We start from the raw sequence: 18,625 nt of genomic DNA, 5'->3' as shown, positions 1-18,625 counted from the left end.
CAAGTTACGCTCGCTGTCGTCGAGTGACGCAAGGCGTCTCTCCGTCGGTCTCCCGCGATCGCTGTTCTCACAATGAGACATGGCAACCGTTCCACGGTGTTGCGAGGCCGACCTAGGCTGGATGCATGATCCACATCGTCGCCAAATGGCAGATCAAGCCCGAGTACGCAGATCAGTGGCCCGACCTGGTTGCCGAGTTCACCGAGGCAACACGATCGGAGCCCGGCAACAAATGGTTCACGTGGTCACGCAGCCTCGACGACCCCAACGAGTACGTCCTGATCGAGGCCTTCGACGACGACGCCGCCGTCGCTCACGTCTCGAGCGATCACTTCAAGAAGGCGACCGCCGACCTCCCGCAGTTCCTCGTCGCGACCCCGGCGATCATCAACACCACCGTCGACGCCGACGGCTGGTCGGAACTCGGCGAGATGGCCGTCGACTGACCTGCCCAGTGGGCTGAACGCAGCGCCCACTCGGCTGAACGAGGCGCCCAGTCGACGGGGAAGTGCGGTCGAGTGGGCGCTGCGTCGCGTCGAGTGTGCGCTGCGTCGCGTCGAGTGGGCGCTCCGTCTCGTCGAGTGTGCGCGCAGGGCCACAAGCACTGCTTGTGACCCCACAATGCTGAGCCGTCTTCCGGCACGTCGGCCGCCCGCGGATGCTGGGAATCATGACCGAGATCCTCGACCGTCCGCTGGCCACCGACGTTCCGTTGAGCCGGTCGTCGGCGAAGTGTCGCGCAGAAGCGTTTGCTCACATCACGCCCAACTGGTTCGCGGCGGTGATGGGTACGGGGATCGTGGCGACGTCGGCGATCAGCGTTGCCGGAGATCTCTCGGCGGTCCGCGGTTTCGCGACGGCTATCTGGTTGCTCGCGGCGGTGCTGCTGGTGGTGATCACCGCGGCGTTCGGAGTGCATTGGATGCGGCATCCCATGCAGGCACGACGTTACGCCGCCGACCCCGTGATGATTCAGTTCTACGGCGCGATCCCGATGGCCCTGCTGACCGTCGGAGCGGGCACCGTCACCGTCGGGTCGTCGATCCTCGGGACTGACGCGGCGGTCGTCGTCGACGCGGCGCTGTGGTCGGTCGGGACGCTCGCAGGGGTCTGTACGGCGATCGCCGTGCCGTTTCTCATGATGACGCGCCATCGTCGACGCTCCGACCTCGTCGCGCTACCCGCATGGCTGATGCCGGTCGTCCCGCCGATGGTGTCGGCGACGACGGGCGCGCTGCTGGTCGACCACGTTCCGGCCGGGCAGTGGCGAGTGAGCTTTCTGCTGTTGTGCTACTTGCTGTTCGGACTCAGCTTGTTTCTGGGGCTGATCACGCTCTCGATGATCTATGGTCGCCTGGTGCACGGGACCGTGCCCACCGGGTGTGCGGCGCCGACGATCTGGATCACGCTCGGCGTCATCGGTCAATCCGTCACGGCGGCGAATTCACTTGCCGCGCATGCCGACTCCGCACTCGCCTGGTACTTGTCCGATTCCCACACCATCGCAACGGGTTTGCGGATCTTCGGCCTCGGTTACGGGGTCGCGGCGACGGGCCTGGGCGTGGCAATGTTCGCGCTCGCCACTGCTGTCACTGTGCACAACATCCGACGTTCGATGCCGTTCGCGTTGACGTGGTGGAGCTTCACCTTTCCGATCGGCACCTGCGTGACCGGCCTGGCAGCACTGGGAACAGCATTGGACTCCACCATGTTTCGCATTGCCGCGGCGTTGCTTCTCGGCGTTCTCGTCACCGCATGGACGACCGTGTTCACGCGGACCGTCGCGGCGGTTCTCGACGGACGTCTACCGGCAGCAGCGTGAGCGTGTCAGACGATGCCGCTCGGCGACCTACGAGTGCCGGGCTGCTGACGCGGCATGCTGTTGGGCGGCACCGGATACGGCTTGCCGTACCCGGCCGTGCCCGCCGCGATGTTCGGGCCGCATTTCAGCAGGGCGTTCTGTGCCTTGGGATTCGGGTCGCCCAGGCGGGGTCGTGCGGAGTTCGGTCGATGGGCGAAATCGAACGCCGTCGTCATGTCGCCGACGGTTTGCCTGCGCCACGCGGTCAGGTTCGGGACGTCGACGCCGAAGCGCTTCTCGATGAGTCGCAATTGCGAAGTGTGGTCGAAGGTTTCGCGCGCGACGAGCCCGCCGCGACTGTAGGGCGAGATCACGAAGCACGGCACGCGATAGCCGAGTCCGATCGGCCCGCGGATGCCTTTCGACGACGAGACCTTGCCGATGTTCGGCACGCTGACGTACTCACCCTTGGTGCCGGGGGGAGCTGTCGGGGGAACGACGTGGTCGAAGAAGCCGCCGTTCTCGTCGTAGCTGATGATCAGCGCGGTCTTCTCCCAGACAGCGGGATTCGACGTGAGAATGTCGAGCAGTTGCACAATGCCCACAGCGCCCAAAGCCGCGGGTAGCGCGGGATGTTCGCATTCCATCGCCGGCGGGACGACCCACGACACCTTGGGTAGCCGGTTGGCTGCGACGTCGGCGCGGAAGTCGTTCGGGTAGGTCGGGTCGATCCCGCGTCGAGCCAGCTCCGAGTTGGGATTCTGCGCCTGCTTGAAACAGCCCATCATGCCGTCGAGGACAACCGACGAGACCGGTCCGAGGTCTTTGTTGTTGTAGATCTTCCAGCTCACGCCCGCGTCTCTGAGGTTCTCCGGCATGGTGCGCCAGCTGTAGGCGAATTTGGGTATGAGCGTTGGTGTTTCGAGAAGCGGGCCACCGTGCGTGCCCTCGGGGTCGAGCGTTGCGCTCATCCAGTACAGCCGGTTGGGGTCGGTGGGTCCGAGTACCGAACAGTGGTACGCATCGCAGATGGTGAACGCCTCGGCGAGCGTGCGGTGGACGGGGATGTCCTCACGCTCGTAGTAGCCCATGAGTGCAGGCGCGTTGGCCGGGCCGACCGAATCGATCGACATCGGGAGCCAACCGTCGTTGCGGCCGCCGTTCCAGGCGTGGTGGAGCCCCGCCCATGAATGATCGGGGTCATTGATGCACTCGCCGTCGAGGTTGGCGTCGTTCTCGGTGTCGAGGCGGAACGGCATCGTGTATCCCGACTTGGTCGGTCCGACGCCGGGTGCCCAGCCGCGCTGACGCCACAGCGGCGTCGACTCGCCGAATCCACGAACACCCGAGTAGGTGCCGAAGTAGTGATCGAAGCTCCGGTTCTCCTGCATGAACAGCACGATGTGCTCGATGTCGTCGAGCGACCCGGTGCCCGCAGGGTCGGCCTGGGCGTAGGCCTTGTCGATGATCGGTGCTGCCCATGACGTGAGCAGTGCGCCGCCGCCGACCGCGGCAACTCTCGACAAGAACTCGCGACGACTCAAACCACCGAACGGCGTCTCTGACATACACACCCCTGACCAGGTCGATTCCACCGTCGGGTCAACGGGCTGCGTCCCCCGCGGCAGAGCGTAACCGCCGAAGTCTAAACCCGCTCGGTGACTACCGTTGAGTGTTCGTGCATACGCAGGGCGTCGACCAGGTGGACAGTGGGTTGGCCGTCAGTGGATGCTGCTCATGACCGCGACGACGACGCCGGCAACCACCAGCACCCCGACGAATATCGCCATGGCGATGGCGAGGCGTCGACGCTTGCGGTTGACGGCATTGATGCCCACGCCGATCCCGATGAGAATGCCCGCCGAGTAAAGCGCGATGGCGAGCGTGAGCACTGCCACCTCGCTCTGATCTGCTGCCAGGATCAGGGCACTCGGCGAAGGCGTCATGCCCTCGAGTACATCATTCGAGTGGAATCCCTCAGCGGACAGGCACCACGGTGGTGTTCCCGAGTTGTGTGAAGCCGGCCCGGTTGTACCCGCGATCGACGACCGGTTTCCACGTGGCGTTGCCCTGCTCGGCGAGCTTGCCGAGACCTCTGTTGCGCATCCGTTCGTAGCGCGGGAGGTAGCTGGTCGGCACGAGAACAAACGTGTAGTTGCCCGTCCGCTTCACGAGATTCGACGACGCGTTCGGGTCGACGCCGGTGTAGTACGGGTGAATCGACGTGTAGCCGTCTTGCGAGGTCGCCACGGCGAGTGTGTTGCCGACGTCGTTCGGGTAGTCGGACATGCCGTCGTACTCGCGGCTGATGTCGATGGTCGTGTACTTCGTGTACGGCGTCGGGGTCCCGGTCTTCTGCAGCGTGTTACGCCCATTGAGTGGGTGCTGCGGATTGCCGAGCAACACGAAGTACATGTCCGACGCCGCCGGCGAAGTCGCGCTTCCCGCATAGCGTTTGAGCCATTCCGACGCGACGAGAGCACCCTGCGAGAATCCCATCACGGCCTTCTTGCCCGGTGTCGCGGCGATCGCGGCAGACAACGCCGAGACCCCGCTGTTGACCACCGAACTCAACCATCCCGACGTCTGATACGACACCGATTTGCACGTGTTGGGCGCCTTGCACATGACCCCCTGCAGCTCGGTGGACATCGGCGCCGACACCACGTTCGGATTCGGTCCGACGGTGAGAACCGTGACCCCCGTGTCAGCTTTCGCTGTGGCGGTGCCGAACCAGATGCCCGGCACCACGACGCATAGAGCGCAAAAGAACACGACAAACTTCGAGCGCATAGCGATTTCCCCCCTGGAAATGTCAGATCGCGCGTGTGACGTTCGAGATGTTATGTCGTCGGAGGGGTCGGCAGCGTTACCCCGACGGCGTGGGCACCGTTGTTGTTGTCGTCGTTGTTGTCGACTCGGGAGTCGTCGACTGTGCCGGCGTGGAGGTGTTCGGGCTCGATTCGGTGGACCCTGACGGGGCCGGGTTAGTGGTCGTCGTGGTCTCCTCGGAGGGAGTGCCCGTCGTCGATTCGGTTGTGGAAGCGGAAGATTCGGCAGACTCCGATGCTGAGGCCGGCGTCGAGGTAGACGGAGAGCTGCTTGCACTCGACGACTCACTTGCCGCCAGCGCCGCGAGCACAGCCGGGGTTTGTACCGGCTTCGCCGCCGCGACACGCGCGGCTGCGGTTGCCTTAGCCACGCCGTCGGGTTCCGGCGATCCGGCAGCACTGACGAGCTGAGTCTTCGCGGTCACCGCAGGCGTCTTGTTGAGTGCGGTCAAGACGTCGTTCTTGCCCGCTCCGAGACCGCGATCCCAGTTGGCCCAGTTGTGGACTCCGTAGTTCGGAAGCGAGATCACCGAGACTCCGGCCTGCGCGAGCTGCAACTGCATGAGCACCGTCGACACCGCCGACAGGATTTCCAACGCGATGGCGTTGATCAGATCCGACTGCGAGAGCTTCGCCATGTCGGCGGGACTCGGAAAGCCGCTCCCGGACGAGATGATCAGAGTCTGCCCGTTTTGCTTGAGCTTGTCGATGTTCTTCGACGGGTCGTTCGCGGTCCACCGTGCGCTTCCCGGCGCGCCCCACATGTTGACGATCCCGTTGGTGTAGTTGGAGACGAGTGTCTGCGTCGCCAGCACTCCGAGCGCGCCGATCGGATTGTCGGTTTGGTAGTAGCCCGACATCGCCTGCACGACCTTGAACTGCTCGGGATGCCGCTCGGCGAGCGTGACTGCAGGGCCGGCGGACATCGACAGCCCGACAATCGCGTTGTTCGACCGGCTCACGCCGAAGTTGGTGGCGAGGTATGCGGGCAGTTCGTCGGTGAGGAAGGTCTCCTGCTTGATGGTGACGTTCTTGTCGCCTGCTCCGGCGTCCCAGTCGGTGTAGAACGATGACGCCCCTCCGGCGGGCATGACCAACGTCGTGTCGCTCTTACCGTCGTACACCTTGGCGGCCTGGACGTCGGTGGTCCACGCGGAGCGGTCGTCGCGGGCACGCATGCCGTCGAGCAGGTACACGCCCTTGTTGCTGCCGTTCGACGCTCGGATCTGGACGACGATCCACTTGTTTTGTGATTTCGACCAAACCCTGCAGTTCTGGACGTAGTTTCCCGACGAGTCCCACTTGCAGCCGTCACGCAGGACCTCGGGGTGTCCGACGAGCGCCGACGCGCGGTCGTCCTTGCCGATCACCGCACTCAGACCCAGGAGGGCTGCCGTCAGCGTGAGCACCGTGGCGAGGCCGACCAGCCTGCGTCGGATTCGGCGTGGACCAGGGTTTTGGTGCCCCGGGGGCGTCGGCTCGTCGGCAAGTGAGGCGTCGTAGGTGATCCACTGATCGCGAGGATCGCCGGCAGCGGATTCGGGTGAAATGGGCATGAGTCTCCTGCGGTGTACGGACCCCGATGTGTTAGTGGTCGTTCTGCGGGCAGCGACTGTTACATCAGCCCGGGGCTACCGTGGATTTCATGGCAGATACCGACACCTACGACGTCATCGTGATCGGCGCTGGGCCTGCGGGTGAGAACGCCGCCGACTACGCAATCCGTGGAAGCGCTCGACGTGCGGTGCTCATCGAGGGTCAACTCGTCGGCGGCGAATGCTCGTACTGGGCGTGCATGCCGAGCAAGGCGTTGTTGGGGGCCGGCGCAGCGCTCGAGGCCGCGACGGGGCTGCCCGGTTCGCGGACTCGGGTCGTCGACGATCAGCCCGAACCCGGCCGTCTGCTGGCGTGGCGCGACTCGATCACCCATAAGCGCGACGACTCGTCGCAGGTCGACTGGGCGCGTGGCGCGGGCATCGACGTGGTGCGCGGCGTCGGCAAGCTGGTGGGTGAGCGGGAGGTCGAGGTGGATGGTCGACGCCTGCGCGCCACCGAGGCGGTGGTGTTGGCGACGGGAAGCGATGCCTCGATTCCACCGATCCCCGGGCTTGTCGACGCTGCGCCGTGGACGTCGCGTGATGCGACGAATCTCGTCGAGATTCCTGCGCGCATCGCGGTGCTCGGTGGGGGAGTCGTTGCCTGCGAGGCGGCGACCTGGCTCGCCGAGCTCGGGAGTGTGGTCACGATGGTCGTGCGCGGCCATTCGCTGCTTCCGTCGATGGAACCCTTTGTCGGGGAACGAGTGTCGTCGGGGCTGCGTGAGCGGGGAGTCGACATCCGCTTCGGCACGACGTTCGGATCAGTGGCGCGGCCGGAGGTTGACGACACGGGTTACGGGCGAGTGCACGGCGGGCCCGCTGTCGTCGAACTCGCTGACCACGACGGCAATGTCACCGACCGACTCGAAGTCGACGAGATCCTCGTCGCGGCAGGCCGACGCCCGCGCACCGTCGGCGTCGGACTCGACGCGCTCGGCATCGACCCCAGGGCCAAGCTCGACGTCGACGATCACCTCAATGTCGCCGGGCACGAGTGGCTGTACGCGGTCGGTGATGTCAACGGTCGTGCGCCACTGACTCACATGGGCAAATACCAGGCGAGGGTCGCGGGTGACGTGATCGCCGCGCGCGCAGAAGGTCGTTCGCTCGACGGTGAGCGAAATCTGGCCACCGCCGACCATGCCGCTGTGCCCCAGGTGGTGTTCACCGAGCCGCAGGTCGGGTCGGTCGGACTGACCGAACGTGCCGCCCGCGACGCTGGCATCGATGTCGCCACCTCCGAACTCGATATCGAGGTCGCGGGTTCGGCCCTTGCCCGTGAGAACTACAGCGGCCACGCGGTCCTTGTCATCGACCGCGCGCGAAATGTGTTGGTGGGAGCCACGTTTGTCGGACCCGACATCGCGGAGCTCGTGCACTCCGCGACTGTCGCCGTCGTCGGCGAGGTGTCGGTGGAAAGGCTGTGGCACGCGGTCCCGTCGTATCCCACGATCAGCGAGATCTGGCTCAGGCTCCTCGAGAACCTGCGCGGAAAGCAGAGTTGATCGGCGGAGATGTGCGCGGCCGCCGGTAGTGTCGGGGTATGGGCACGCCACATCTCATCACTGCTTCTGACCTGCGCGATCTGGGCGATGATCCCAAGCTGCGCGTCGTCGACGCGACCGTTCATCTCCGGTTCGGCGACGGGGCGCCGCAGATCGAGCCCGGGCAGGCTTCTTATCTGGCCGGTCACATTCCCGGCGCGGTGTTCGTCGATCAACTCACCGCGCTCACCGATCCCGACGGGGATGCGCCGTTCGCCGTCGCGTCGTCGGAACAGTTCGCGGCGGCCGTGGGTGCGGCCGGGGTCGGTGACGACTCGCGTGTCGTGGTCTACGACTCGGAGAACGGGATCTGGGCGACAAGACTGTGGTGGCAGTTCGGTCTGGAGGGCTTCGACAACGTGGCCGTGCTCGACGGAGGCCTGCAGGCGTGGGTTGACGCGGGCTTCTCCGTCGACCGTGGCGAATCAACTTATCCGCCAGATGAATTCACAGCGAAGCGGCGCCAGGAGCGCATCGAGACCACCGACGAGGTGGTCACCGACGTCGACGACTCGGCCGTGCTCCTGATCAACGCCCTCGACCGTGACACCTTCGCGGCAGGCCACATTCCCGGAAGTGTGAATGTGCCCTTCGGCGAGCTGGTCGACGAGCGGGGCAAGCTGAAAGAGGTTCCCGCGCTGCGGGCGATCTTCGACGCCGTGGGCGCCCTCGACGATTCGGTGCGACCCGTGACCTACTGCGGAGGCGGAATCGCTGCCACCGCAGCAGCTTTCGCTCTCGCCGCAGTCGGACGCGACGACGCTGCGGTCTACGACGGCTCGATGAACGCGTGGACATCCGACCCGACGCGGCCGCTGACGACTAATTGACGTCGAGTTGCGTGGGACCCAGGGGTGCAAAAATGCCCCCGAGGATCCCACACAACTTTCGACGGGTGCCCCCAGTCGGACTCGAACCGACACTGTGCGGATTTTAAGTAGTGCCAGCCCGCTGGCTGCGCGCTGTGCCTACCAGCGCGTACGCCCTGGCGCTCTCGGGATAAGTGCAGGTAAAAGGCAATATTGAGCTACTGACTGCGCAGCAGCGGCCACCGGCTGAGTACCGCCGGATCACCCCCGCGCGCCGGGGTGTTGCCGGGGTGCGGGTAGGTCGCGGGGTGCTCGCCGGTGGAGGCGGCAGGTATAGCGTGGGCGCGGCTCGGGGGCGTACGGTAGGCCACCTCGGGGCATTAGCAGCCGCAGGTGGCGGTTGGCCCGCGAGAGCAGGGCTTCTGAGATGTTGAATCCGTACGGCAGGTTCGTCGGGTTTTCGTCGGGGTACTGGCATTCGGTCTGGGGCCGGATTTTCTACACGGCACGTTGCCGGTGGATTGCCGACCAATTCTTTCCATTTCACGCCGCTTTGTGCGGCCAGACCGTAATCGAGAAATTCAGTTATGACTACTACCCGTCCTATTGATAATCGCAGTTGGAACTGTCACCCGTTTTTTGCGCGTCCATCGCGCCGGGGTGACGTATTTGCGTTCGGTGCTGATTCCGGCGCGGTCGGTTACAGCAGCCACGGCGACGTTCTGGTCAACCAGACTGTCGACGGCGTGGACCTGGGCGTCATCTGGGATGAAGCCGCCACCGCAATGGCCGCGTGGAACAAGCAGCGCTCGGCGTTGGCCGCATTGATCAGCTATCCCACGGTGAACGTTGGCGACGCGATCCCGCAGACCATCGGGGGCGATCACTTCGAGGACGCCAGTGAATTTGGCGAGCCGACCGGTATCCGCGCCGAACCCGACGCGCTGATCTTGGGCTACGACTTCAGAGACAAGGATCTCGCGTCGCGCTTCACATGGAAGTTTCTGCGGAGTGCCTCGGCAGAGCAGGTTCGCAGTGTGATCAATCGGGCAATCGAGGCAGACAATCGGCTGGTCACGGGTTCGCTGTTGCGGCAGTTGTTCACGCCGACGTCGCGGCTCAATGAGATGGGCCAGACGGTCTACGGGTTGTACAACGGCACAGACGGCATGGTGCCGCCGAGCTATGCGGGGCAAACGTTCGTCAGTAGCAATTCGCACCTGTTGGTCAGCGGTAACGCCGCACTCGATCCGGGCGATCTGGTGAACGCGATTAATCAGGTCACGTCGAAGGGATTTGGCGTAGACGGCTCGTCGCGGCTAATCGTCCTGTGTCACCCGAATGAAGCCGAAATTGTCAGCACCTTCCGCGCTGGCATTGAAACCAACGGCATCGAGTCGAAATACGACTTTGTGCCGAGTTCGTCGGCTCCGGCTTACCTGTCTGCCGAGAACGTGGTGGGCCAGGTAGCGCCGGGCGAGTACGGCGGACTGGAAGTGCTCGGTAGTTTCGGCCCGGCGTGGATTGTGCCCAGCTACTACCTTCCGGCGGGCTATGTGGCCGTGGTCGCAACCGGCGGACCCAACAGCAACCGCAACCCGGTAGCGTTCCGTCAGCACGTGAACCCCGCGTATCAGGGTTTGCGGATCATCCCCGGCCGAGATCAGCGATATCCGTTGCAGGACAGCTTCTTCCAACGCTCCTTCGGTACCGGGGTACGGTATCGCGGCGCGGCGTGTGTTGTGCAGATCAAGGCCAGTGGCAGCTACACCACGCCAACGTGGGCATGGAACTAGCCGTGTCTGCCGACGCTCCCGACTACGGTCCCGACGCTGGAGAAATGTCGTGGGGGCCAGGGCTGACGCCGCCTGGTCTGGAGGACGTACCTCCAGCGCAGGGCGGAGGGTACCGGGGAAAAACTCCCCGCGCCGACGCCGACACGGGTTCTGGCCTCCGCGCCTTGGCTGACGAACTAGCCGAGCGCCGCGCGTGGGGGAGGTCGAAGTGAGCCGAATCTATCGCCGTGATCGTCGAGGGCGGTTCGCCGCGACACCGGGCACGCGCGTGCTGAGCGCCCTCGATGAGGCGGAGTCGGCACTGAAGCGAGCTATTGACGGCGTCGCAGAAATAGCGGCGGCGCGCCAGAGTGCCGAGGCGTCGCGGAGGCGAACTGTTCGGCGGTCGGCGTTGGCGGGGGCCGCAGTGGGCGCGTTGGTTCCGGCCCCGGCAGCGGCCAAAGTGACGGCGTCGCGGGCGGCGCTGTTCGCGGCGGCAACGACCACTACCGGATACAAACTTGGGCAGAAGGCAGGCCGTGCGCGGAGTGGGTCGTCAGCTACGACCGGACACCGAGTACGGCGCTAAACCAGCCTGCCGGTTGAGATGCACCCGCCCGGCCCACCGCGCCCGGCTACACGGTGCAGGGCGTGCAGTAGCTATTCAGCGGGGCGGGACACGGCACCCAGCCACCACGCGCGGCAGCCACCACAACTTAAAACGTCTTGGCCGCGAGAGCAGCCAAGAAAGAGCAGGGACGTAGACGTGTCCGTCCCGAGTCGGCGTCGACTTGTCCGCCGCACGAACGAAGGCCTCGCCTCTGCGCTTTGGTAAGCCTTCGTTCACGCCGACCCCGCTTGGTCTCTACGCCACAGCGGGGTCGGACCGTGCTCACTTGTCTAGCGGGAGGTCGTTCATTAATGCGCCCGGCGTGGTGTCAAGTCCGGTGGCGATTCTTAGGACGTTCTCGATTCGACTACTGCGTTGCCCGCGTTCTACCTGGCCGAGGTGTGCCCAGTGGATGCCGATGTGCTCTGCTGCCTGTTCCTGGATCCAGCCGAGTTCGTGCCGCCGTGCGCGCACGCGCTCACCGAACGCCGCGAGGGTGGCGTTGTGCGGTGGCTTGACGTCGGCAGGCATGGCCGACCTAGCTCATACGTCCCGAGTGCAACCGTCCAGAGTGGAAACAACGTATTTGCACGTTAAGGCGGCTACTACGTTAGATTCCTCTCGTACACGACAAACTCCACGAAGGGATCATCATGAAACGAACGATCATCGCTGGTGCGGTCTCGTTGTTGGTAATGGTGATGGTGGTGGCGGGGTGTGAGAGCGGCGAGAGTAAAGCGCAGACGTTCGACATCAAGAGTTCTGTCGGTAACAACGCGGACAAAAGCTATGCGAGCGGTCTGTGCGTTTACTACGACGAGCAACTCCGTCCGGGTGATCCCGTGATCGTCAAGGGGGCTGACGGAACGATTCTCGGTAAGAGTGAACTAGTTCTGCTCACGGCAGGGGAGGGGCCTGCCTGTTCGTTCAACTTTCAAGTCAAGGGCGTGAAGGCTGGTGAGCCCGCCTACGAGGTCAAGATCGGTGAGTACGGCCCCGTCACCGTGACTGAGGCTGAACTTGAAACGGGTGGGAGCTTCACTCCTCGGAACTCGATACAGGCGGTCTGGGACTATCCGCCGATCAAGTACAACGCACGCAAAAAATAGCATTCCTGACGCCTTGCTGCATGTTACAAACAAGTAAACGAGGCTGGTATCCCTATACCTCCGCGCCAGACCATTTCGCAGGCGGCGTTGCGGGGGTGTTGGAAAGGGTGCTTCTGGGACCTGGCATATAAGTGAATCCACGGTTTGCCTTGTCCGATCGGCGAGAGTCGTTGCTGTGCAACGGCTTCCGTTGGCTGGTGGTTGCGCACCAACCGCCCGCCGTGTACCTTGGGCAACACGCCAGCCGCCAGGCGGGCGTCGGAGCGGTCAAGCGACTTCGTGATATTTCGGACCCGATGCGGACACGGCCCAGTGAAAGTCTGGAGCAGCCCCGTATCCCTTGAAGTGGTGCCGACTAGTGAACACAACAACTCATCTGAGGGGTGTTCGCGGTCGGTTTCTGCTGCTCCGCGTTCCGCCCCTCTCGTCAGAGAGGAGCTGCAATGTCTCAAGTCCAAGCGCGACCGCAGTCGCAGGTCGCCAGTTTCGCTGTTCCACAGCACAATCCGCCACGGCGTCGTCCAATAGACCGGGACGAACTCAGCAACATGCCTGTCATTGTGACGCGCGACGAGATGGTCAAGTACTGCAACGACGTTCTTGGCGTTGCGATCTCGCCTACGAAGATGCGTCGGGGGCTGGAACGCCGAGAGTTGCCCGTCTGGAAGCTGAAGGGTGTGAACGCCACTTCGCCGCAGGCGCTGTTCGATTGGATTCAGGGTATGGCACGACCTGTCGTAAACGAAGGCGGCGCAGCGTGAGCGCCGAATGGCAGGCAAGTTTCTATAAGTATCCGGCGCTTGTTGCGTTGCGAGACAACGACTATGAGGCGCTGTGGGAGGCCACACGGCGCAGTCCGATGGTAGAGCAGATCAGAAAAACGATGCTCACCGACCATAAACGGCTCCGAGGCGAGTACCGGAGGTGTTCGCCCGACGCGCGGCTGATTCCCGAAGTGTCCGACGCTTTGGATCGTGCCAAGGAGATGCCGGTCGAGCCGCACGGGGTGCCGGGATCGTTCTGGTTATCCAACTGTGGGCGAAGAATATTGAAGGATCGCAATCCGGGCCGTGCCGCGCAGAGCTACGACGACCGACTCAAGCAGATAACGATCGAACAGGCCGTGGCCGAGCGTGGCCCGCAGGCCCGAGTGGAGTTGCAGCGCGCCGAGTACGACTACGACCTGGCGGCCGACGTTGCCGAGGCTGGCGGTAGCCCTATTGCCACGGTGGTGGTCTACAGTCCGCGCGGGATTGGTAATCGAGAGTACCTGGTGCCACAGGGGTGGTCCCGTGACCGCGTCATGCGCTATGTGACTCGCGCGCAAAAGATTCCGGATTGCTTTTTCTGCGACGATGACCGGGGCGTAGACATGTTCCTTCAGGTGGACTGCGGTGCGGTTCGGCGAGTTTTGCCGACGTGCTTTATGTGCGAGACGCGTCTACAGAGAGAGTCGGACTTGCCGCTGGACATTGAACTCGCCTGGGACGACTGGGACGTTGCCGCGGGTTGGCCTGACGATCGTTTCCGCTGATGCGGAGGATTGCGGCTGGGACCGCGATAGTTGCTGGGGCGCTGTGTGATCGGCCCGACTTGTTTGTGGGGTGGGCGGTGCGTACGCGCCGCCGATGGGGTGTGCCGATTGTCGTCGACGACCGTGGCCGCGAGTGGCCGATCACCGGCGACGGCGTTGCCTTGGTCGACCCGAGCGCCGTCATATTGACGTGCCGCGAGAGCCAGGGTGTGCGGTACCCGGCGGTGTGTGTGGTTGTGCCGGTTGGTGTTTCCGGCCCGGCTGACGTGCCCGTGGACGCTGCTACGGCTGGCTGGTGCGGTGGTGTTGGGGTTGCTGCATCTCAAGTAGCTGTGGCCGTTATCGGTGGTCGCGGTGGGATTGCGACCGCGGCCGTCACCCGCGAGATTGACGTCGGAAAGCGAAAAGGGCGTCGCCCGGCGCTACCGGACGACGCTCCTCAATTTCACTCGGAGAGCTTGATTCGGCACTCTCTTGAACACGTCGACGGGGTCGACTAACGCAGCATACCCGTTGCTGCGCAACGGAACACATGAGAAGTACGAAGACGCCTCGCCGTGGCGCTGGGAGTTCCACGGCGAGGCGTTCGACCCTCGACAAGAAGCAGCATCGACGAAAGGCGAAACGCCAATGCAACCTGACCAGCAGCCTACACCGTGGGCTAAGTCAACGCCACCGCGTAAACATAAGGGCGCGAACGATATTCGAGACGCCGCACTCGCATGGCGCGACCTTGGAGCCTCGCCGATTCCAGTGCGGACAGATGGGAGTAAAGCTCCGGCTGTGTTGTGGAAAGGATTTCAGTCCGAACCGGCTACCGACGAGCAGGTCGGGGAGTGGTTCGGTCCCGAGCGTGGACTTGGCGTTGCCACCGGCGTTGGCGGCGTCGAACTGTTGGAATTCGAGCGCGAGGTCGAGTGGACGATGTGGTGTCAGGCGATGGTGAAGGCCAGTCTCTCTGATGCACTCAGGGCGATCTGCGACGGCTACCTGGCCTGCTCGCCTGGCGGTGGATATCACTTGATCTACAGAACAGACACTCTCGACGGCAATCTTAAGCTGGCCAGAACAGCTGAGGGCGAACCGATCCCGCGTTACGTTGAGCGCGGCGATGGTGACGACTTCACGGTGAAGAAATCGGATGTGCTGATCGAGACGCGCGGTGTTGGAGGCTTTGTAGTGGTGGCCGGAAGCCACGCCGACGTGCATCCCACCGGGCGACTCTACCGACGCATCCGCCTGCCTGAGCACTACGTGCGTCCGCTCCCCAAGCTGAAGATTGTCACTGAGGACGACCAGGATGACGCCGCCGGTGATTCCGGCGGGTGGTCGGCTAGGGTCCTGTCACCAGCTCCTGAGCGCTTGCACTTTGTGAACGCTGAGCTGCGAGAGACCATGTTTGCGTTGGCTCGGCAGTTGAACCAGCGCGCTCCGAAGACGCAGAGCGGTGAACTCCGCCCCGAGCGGAGCCGTTCTGCAGGGCAGGGTGTGGCGGGTGCTCGTCCCGGCGACGCGTGGGCAGCGGTCACGACCTGGGACGAGATACTCGAACCGCACGGGTGGCGACGCGACCACAGCACCGCCGAGAGTGATCGGTGGACGCGGCCCGGTAAGGCGTCGGGGACGAGCGCCACCACCAACTACGCGGGAACCGGTCTGCTATATGTGTTTTCGTCGTCTACAGCGTTTGAAACCGGCGACGAGAAGACCTACACGAAGTTCGGAGCGTACGCGCAGCTGAACTTCGACGGCGACCTGAAGGCTGCCGCAAAAGACCTCGCGGCGAAAGGATTCGCCGATCCAATGAGGTCCGACGTTGATACCCGCGAGCAGCGCATCGCGCAGATGGCGGTCGAGGCTGAGATGCGGATGGAAGCGCAGGAGTTAGCCAGGCGCAGCCGGGCGTCCCGGGATATGCGGCTTCCGCCGACACGGTCCATGGTCGATGCGATGAACTCTCCGTTGTCCGAGCCAGCGCAGTTGGTCGACGGAATGGTTATCGGTGAAGGCATTACGCTCTTGTCGGCGCAGAACAAGACCGGTAAGTCCACTGTGGGAATCAACCTCGTCAAGGCGGCGCTGGAAGGCGGCGACCTGTTCGGGCAACTGCCTACGCATCTAACCGACGACGCCGGGGTCGGCGTGTGGAACGCGGAAGTGTCGGCAGCCACCTACGAAAAGTGGATGCGCGAACACGGCGTTGACGACGAATACGCCAAGCGCTTGCAGTTCTTTCACATGTCGGGCTATTCGGTTGACCTCATGCTTCCGATTTGGCGAGAACAAGCTGTCGCGTGGTTGCGTGAACACAATGTGAAACTGTGGGTGCTCGACCCGCTGTCGAAGATCTATCGGGGCGACGAGAATTCGGCGACTGAAGTCAACGCGTGGTGGATGGCGTTGCGCGAGATCATGTCACAGGCTGACGTCCCGGCTGCATTCGTAATTCACCACGCGGGACACACCGACGACGACAGACGGGCGCGAGCCAGAGGATCGTCTGCGATTGAAGGCGACCCCGAGGTGGTGCTGTCGTATCGGCACGGCGGCAAGCCGGGGAACTTTCCGCCTGACAATCGGCGGTATCTCAGCGGAGTGGGCCGCATAGACGGAATAGTCTCGTTGACCCTCGACTACGAAACCGCCACACGGCGGTTACTTGTCGACAGCGCCAGTCAGGGGTTCGCCGCCGACAGGCAGGTACAGGACGACGAAACCGTCGCACGAGCAGCTCTGAAACTGCTCGACGGCCCCGACGCCAAACACGACGAGAGCGGCGCGTGGGTTTCTAAGGAACAGATCAAGCGCGCCGACACAGGGCTGGGCCATAAGAAGACGCTGGAGTGTCTTGGCCGGTGTGTGACTCAGGGTTACGTGGAGATCGAAGAGACGACCAACGGCAAGCCCGACAAGGTCAGACGCGGCCCGAATAGGCCGCGATGAGACGGGGAATTTGCGTTGGGAGGTGTCGTCACGACGGGTTGTGTGCCCGGTTTAGCGGGGTTCCGGGGTACCCATGCCAACCCATGCCTGACCCACGCGGCATGGGTGCAACCACCCACCCATGCCGCCCCCCGTAGGGGGCGGCGGTGGTGGTGGTGCAGGCCCCGGCATGGGCAGGTGCCCAAGCGCGGCATGGGCATGGGTTGCAGGTAGCAAAACAAGGAGGAGAACGAGATGGAAGAAAACGAGACACTAGGCCAAGCAGGCCGATGGATTCCAGACCCGAACGATCCAGAATTCGAAGTGTGGGAGCCGGCGAAAGTAGAGCGCGACGGGTTCGCAGACACGGCACCTATGAAGACGCAGAGTGTCCCGCTGTGGAGCATGGAAGGCCGTCCGAATCAGTGTGTGGGGCACAAGAAGAACGGCGAGCGATGCAGGCGCGCAGCGATAGCGGGCGGCACGGTGTGTCGTGTGCATGGTGGCGCGGCCCCGGCAGTGAAAGCTGCCGCGCGTGCCCGCCTGGAGAACGCCGCCGACCGCATGGCCAAGAATCTGTTGAAGATGGCCGTGGATGACGACGTGGCAGATGGGGTTCGCCTTGCCGCTACCAACAGCGCTCTCGACCGCGCTGGGCTGAGCGCGAAGACAGCTGTAGAGGTAGAGGTCGGCCCGACAAAGCGATTCGAGCAGATTCTGAGCGCGGTCATGCAGGGTGGGACCCGTGCCGAGAGTCGTTCGCGCCGAGGCGATTCCGCAGAGGGTGCCGACGACGACCCCGGTAACGCCGACTGGATTGCCGAAGAACTCGCCGTGGTCGATGCCGAAGTCGTGGAGGAAGGCGCGTCGTCGGCTGGGTCGGCACTTCCGCTGGCTCCGCGCTACGACGACACCGAACGTCCGCAGGTTGCTGACGCGACGGGATTCATGGACCTAGCCGACGCGCTGGAGCAACTGCACCGCACCGCGCCACCACCACAAGCACCGGCACGCCGCAATAGGCGTTCCCAGTAGGCCAGCAGCCGCAGGGGCGGCCCAACGCCACCCACTGCGCCCACGGCCACCTCGCGCCGCATCTCAACAGGCGTAAGCGCGAATCATCAACTCGGACAACAGTTTACGAGTAGTGACGAGCATCACAGCGCGGTAGGGTGGGGTGCAGGGGCGCAAGGTGCAGTGCGCCCCTCGGACCCCACAGCACAAGGGAGACAACATGACTGAGTTCCACGGCGGAACCATCCCCGTCGGCAAAGAGGCGTGGACCGTCGCGTTCAGCGACGGCACCTTCTGCGAGGAACTAGACGTGCTCGCTCCAGTCGGCAGCGCCCCGGCCGACGTGCGCGCTATCGCCGCGACCATCATCGCGGCGGACTACGTACCCGGGATGCAGATCGTGGACGTGTCGCCGTTCCGCGGTGTGACCGTGTGGGGTGTGCGATGAAAGTCGTTGGCTACGTGCGCGTCTCAACTCGCGACCAGGGCGACAGTGGCCTCGGGCTGGAGGCTCAGCGCGAAAGCCTGGAGCGCTGGTGCGAGACACGCGGCCACGAACTGCTCACCGTCACCACCGACGTTGTCAGCGGAGCCAAGACCGACGCGATGTTCGGCCGCGAGGTAGCGATCGCGGCTGTCGAGTCGGGAGTCGCGCAAGGCCTCCTCGTCCGCGCGCTCGACCGCGTCACCCGCGACCAGCTCGACGCCGCGCAAATCATGAAGCGCGCCAACGACTATGGCTGGAGGCTGATGGACTGCGAAGGAGCCGACAGCGGCGACCCGAGCCAGCGGTTCCAGGCCGACATTCGCCTGGCTGTGGCCGCTGAGGAACGCCGGAAGATCAGCACCCGCACCCGAGAGGCCCTAGAACAGAAACGCAAACGCGGCGAAGGCAAGCTCATCAGCACTACCGCCCAGCGCCGCATCCAGGTTCTCTCGCTGCAGGGCCTCGGGGCCAAGGCCATCGCCAACCGACTGACTGCAGAGGGCGTCCCCACCGCAACCGGCGGCGATGCATGGTCGTATTCGTCGGTGCGGCGTGTCCTGGCCCGCATCAACGAAGGGAAGGTGGCGTGAC

Annotated in this window: 17 protein-coding genes; 12 read left to right on the top strand and 5 right to left on the bottom strand. The window is 64.1% G+C overall.

Going from position 1 to position 18,625, the window contains the following annotated elements:
• Positions 1-125: 125 nt before the first annotated feature.
• Together ACRVY7_RS01410 and ACRVY7_RS01405 are read left to right on the top strand one after the other, a co-directional pair.
• Positions 126-446, top strand: coding sequence for a putative quinol monooxygenase (locus ACRVY7_RS01410; protein WP_049699697.1), 321 nt, complete (start codon positions 126-128; stop codon positions 444-446).
• A 224-nt stretch (positions 447-670) separates the two neighbouring features.
• Positions 671-1,822 carry a TDT family transporter gene (locus tag ACRVY7_RS01405; protein WP_431815721.1) on the top strand — a complete coding sequence of 384 codons (1,152 nt, stop codon included), beginning with the start codon at positions 671-673 and terminating at the stop codon, positions 1,820-1,822.
• A 5-nt stretch (positions 1,823-1,827) separates the two neighbouring features.
• On the opposite strand, the gene ACRVY7_RS01400 is transcribed toward ACRVY7_RS01405, so the two are convergent.
• The 4 genes from ACRVY7_RS01400 to ACRVY7_RS01385 form a co-directional block, all read right to left on the bottom strand.
• Entirely contained in the window at positions 1,828-3,369 is a 1,542-nt protein-coding gene (locus ACRVY7_RS01400) for a phospholipase C (RefSeq protein ID WP_049699696.1), read from the bottom strand.
• Positions 3,370-3,522: 153 nt separating this feature from the next.
• Positions 3,523-3,747, bottom strand: a complete 225-nt coding sequence (locus tag ACRVY7_RS01395; RefSeq protein ID WP_431815720.1) for a hypothetical protein — start codon at positions 3,745-3,747, stop codon at positions 3,523-3,525.
• A 31-nt stretch (positions 3,748-3,778) separates the two neighbouring features.
• On the bottom strand, positions 3,779-4,594 hold the full coding sequence (locus tag ACRVY7_RS01390) for a PE-PPE domain-containing protein (RefSeq protein ID WP_431815719.1): 816 nt from the start codon (positions 4,592-4,594) through the stop codon (positions 3,779-3,781).
• 76 nt (positions 4,595-4,670) lie between these two features.
• On the bottom strand, positions 4,671-6,188 hold the full coding sequence (locus ACRVY7_RS01385; RefSeq protein ID WP_431815718.1) for an alpha/beta hydrolase: 1,518 nt from the start codon (positions 6,186-6,188) through the stop codon (positions 4,671-4,673).
• An 89-nt stretch (positions 6,189-6,277) separates the two neighbouring features.
• Between ACRVY7_RS01385 and ACRVY7_RS01380 the strand changes: the two genes are divergently transcribed.
• From ACRVY7_RS01380 to ACRVY7_RS01370, 3 genes are all read left to right on the top strand, one after another.
• Positions 6,278-7,735, top strand: coding sequence for a dihydrolipoyl dehydrogenase family protein (locus ACRVY7_RS01380; protein ID WP_431815717.1), 1,458 nt, complete (start codon positions 6,278-6,280; stop codon positions 7,733-7,735).
• A 38-nt stretch (positions 7,736-7,773) separates the two neighbouring features.
• Entirely contained in the window at positions 7,774-8,604 is an 831-nt protein-coding gene (locus ACRVY7_RS01375) for a sulfurtransferase (protein ID WP_431815716.1), read from the top strand.
• A gap of 566 nt (positions 8,605-9,170) precedes the next feature.
• The gene (locus ACRVY7_RS01370) at positions 9,171-10,379 is read left to right on the top strand and encodes a hypothetical protein (RefSeq protein WP_431815715.1); all 1,209 of its coding nucleotides are present in this window, start codon (positions 9,171-9,173) and stop codon (positions 10,377-10,379) included.
• An 871-nt stretch (positions 10,380-11,250) separates the two neighbouring features.
• Here ACRVY7_RS01370 and ACRVY7_RS01365 read toward each other — a convergent pair.
• Positions 11,251-11,499, bottom strand: a complete 249-nt coding sequence (locus tag ACRVY7_RS01365) for a helix-turn-helix domain-containing protein (protein WP_431815714.1) — start codon at positions 11,497-11,499, stop codon at positions 11,251-11,253.
• A 122-nt stretch (positions 11,500-11,621) separates the two neighbouring features.
• Here ACRVY7_RS01365 and ACRVY7_RS01360 point away from each other — a divergent pair, with 122 nt between their 5' ends.
• The 7 genes from ACRVY7_RS01360 to ACRVY7_RS01330 all read left to right on the top strand — a co-directional run bounded on the left by ACRVY7_RS01360 (position 11,622) and on the right by ACRVY7_RS01330 (position 18,624).
• On the top strand, positions 11,622-12,077 hold the full coding sequence (locus ACRVY7_RS01360; RefSeq protein WP_431815713.1) for a hypothetical protein: 456 nt from the start codon (positions 11,622-11,624) through the stop codon (positions 12,075-12,077).
• Between the two features lie 548 nt (positions 12,078-12,625).
• Complete coding sequence (locus ACRVY7_RS01355) at positions 12,626-12,838, top strand: hypothetical protein (protein WP_431815712.1); 213 nt, start codon at positions 12,626-12,628, stop codon at positions 12,836-12,838.
• Positions 12,835-13,611: a hypothetical protein gene (locus ACRVY7_RS01350; RefSeq protein WP_431815711.1), complete on the top strand. Its 777-nt coding sequence runs from the start codon at positions 12,835-12,837 to the stop codon at positions 13,609-13,611. Before ACRVY7_RS01355 ends, ACRVY7_RS01350 begins: the two co-directional genes overlap by 4 nt.
• 630 nt (positions 13,612-14,241) lie before the next feature.
• On the top strand, positions 14,242-16,554 hold the full coding sequence (locus ACRVY7_RS01345; RefSeq protein ID WP_431815710.1) for an AAA family ATPase: 2,313 nt from the start codon (positions 14,242-14,244) through the stop codon (positions 16,552-16,554).
• Between the two features lie 354 nt (positions 16,555-16,908).
• The gene (locus ACRVY7_RS01340; RefSeq protein ID WP_431815709.1) at positions 16,909-17,568 is read left to right on the top strand and encodes a hypothetical protein; all 660 of its coding nucleotides are present in this window, start codon (positions 16,909-16,911) and stop codon (positions 17,566-17,568) included.
• 199 nt (positions 17,569-17,767) lie between these two features.
• Positions 17,768-17,995, top strand: a complete 228-nt coding sequence (locus ACRVY7_RS01335; protein ID WP_431815708.1) for a hypothetical protein — start codon at positions 17,768-17,770, stop codon at positions 17,993-17,995.
• Positions 17,980-18,624: a recombinase family protein gene (locus ACRVY7_RS01330; RefSeq protein ID WP_431815707.1), complete on the top strand. Its 645-nt coding sequence runs from the start codon at positions 17,980-17,982 to the stop codon at positions 18,622-18,624. Before ACRVY7_RS01335 ends, ACRVY7_RS01330 begins: the two co-directional genes overlap by 16 nt.
• Position 18,625 lies beyond the last annotated feature (1 nt).

The organism is Gordonia jacobaea (genome assembly GCF_965344965.1).
GTDB classification, from domain to species: Bacteria; Actinomycetota; Actinomycetes; order Mycobacteriales; family Mycobacteriaceae; genus Gordonia; species Gordonia jacobaea.
The sequence above is the reverse complement of the archived record's forward strand: the minus strand, read 5'-3'. Positions and strand labels throughout refer to the sequence as shown.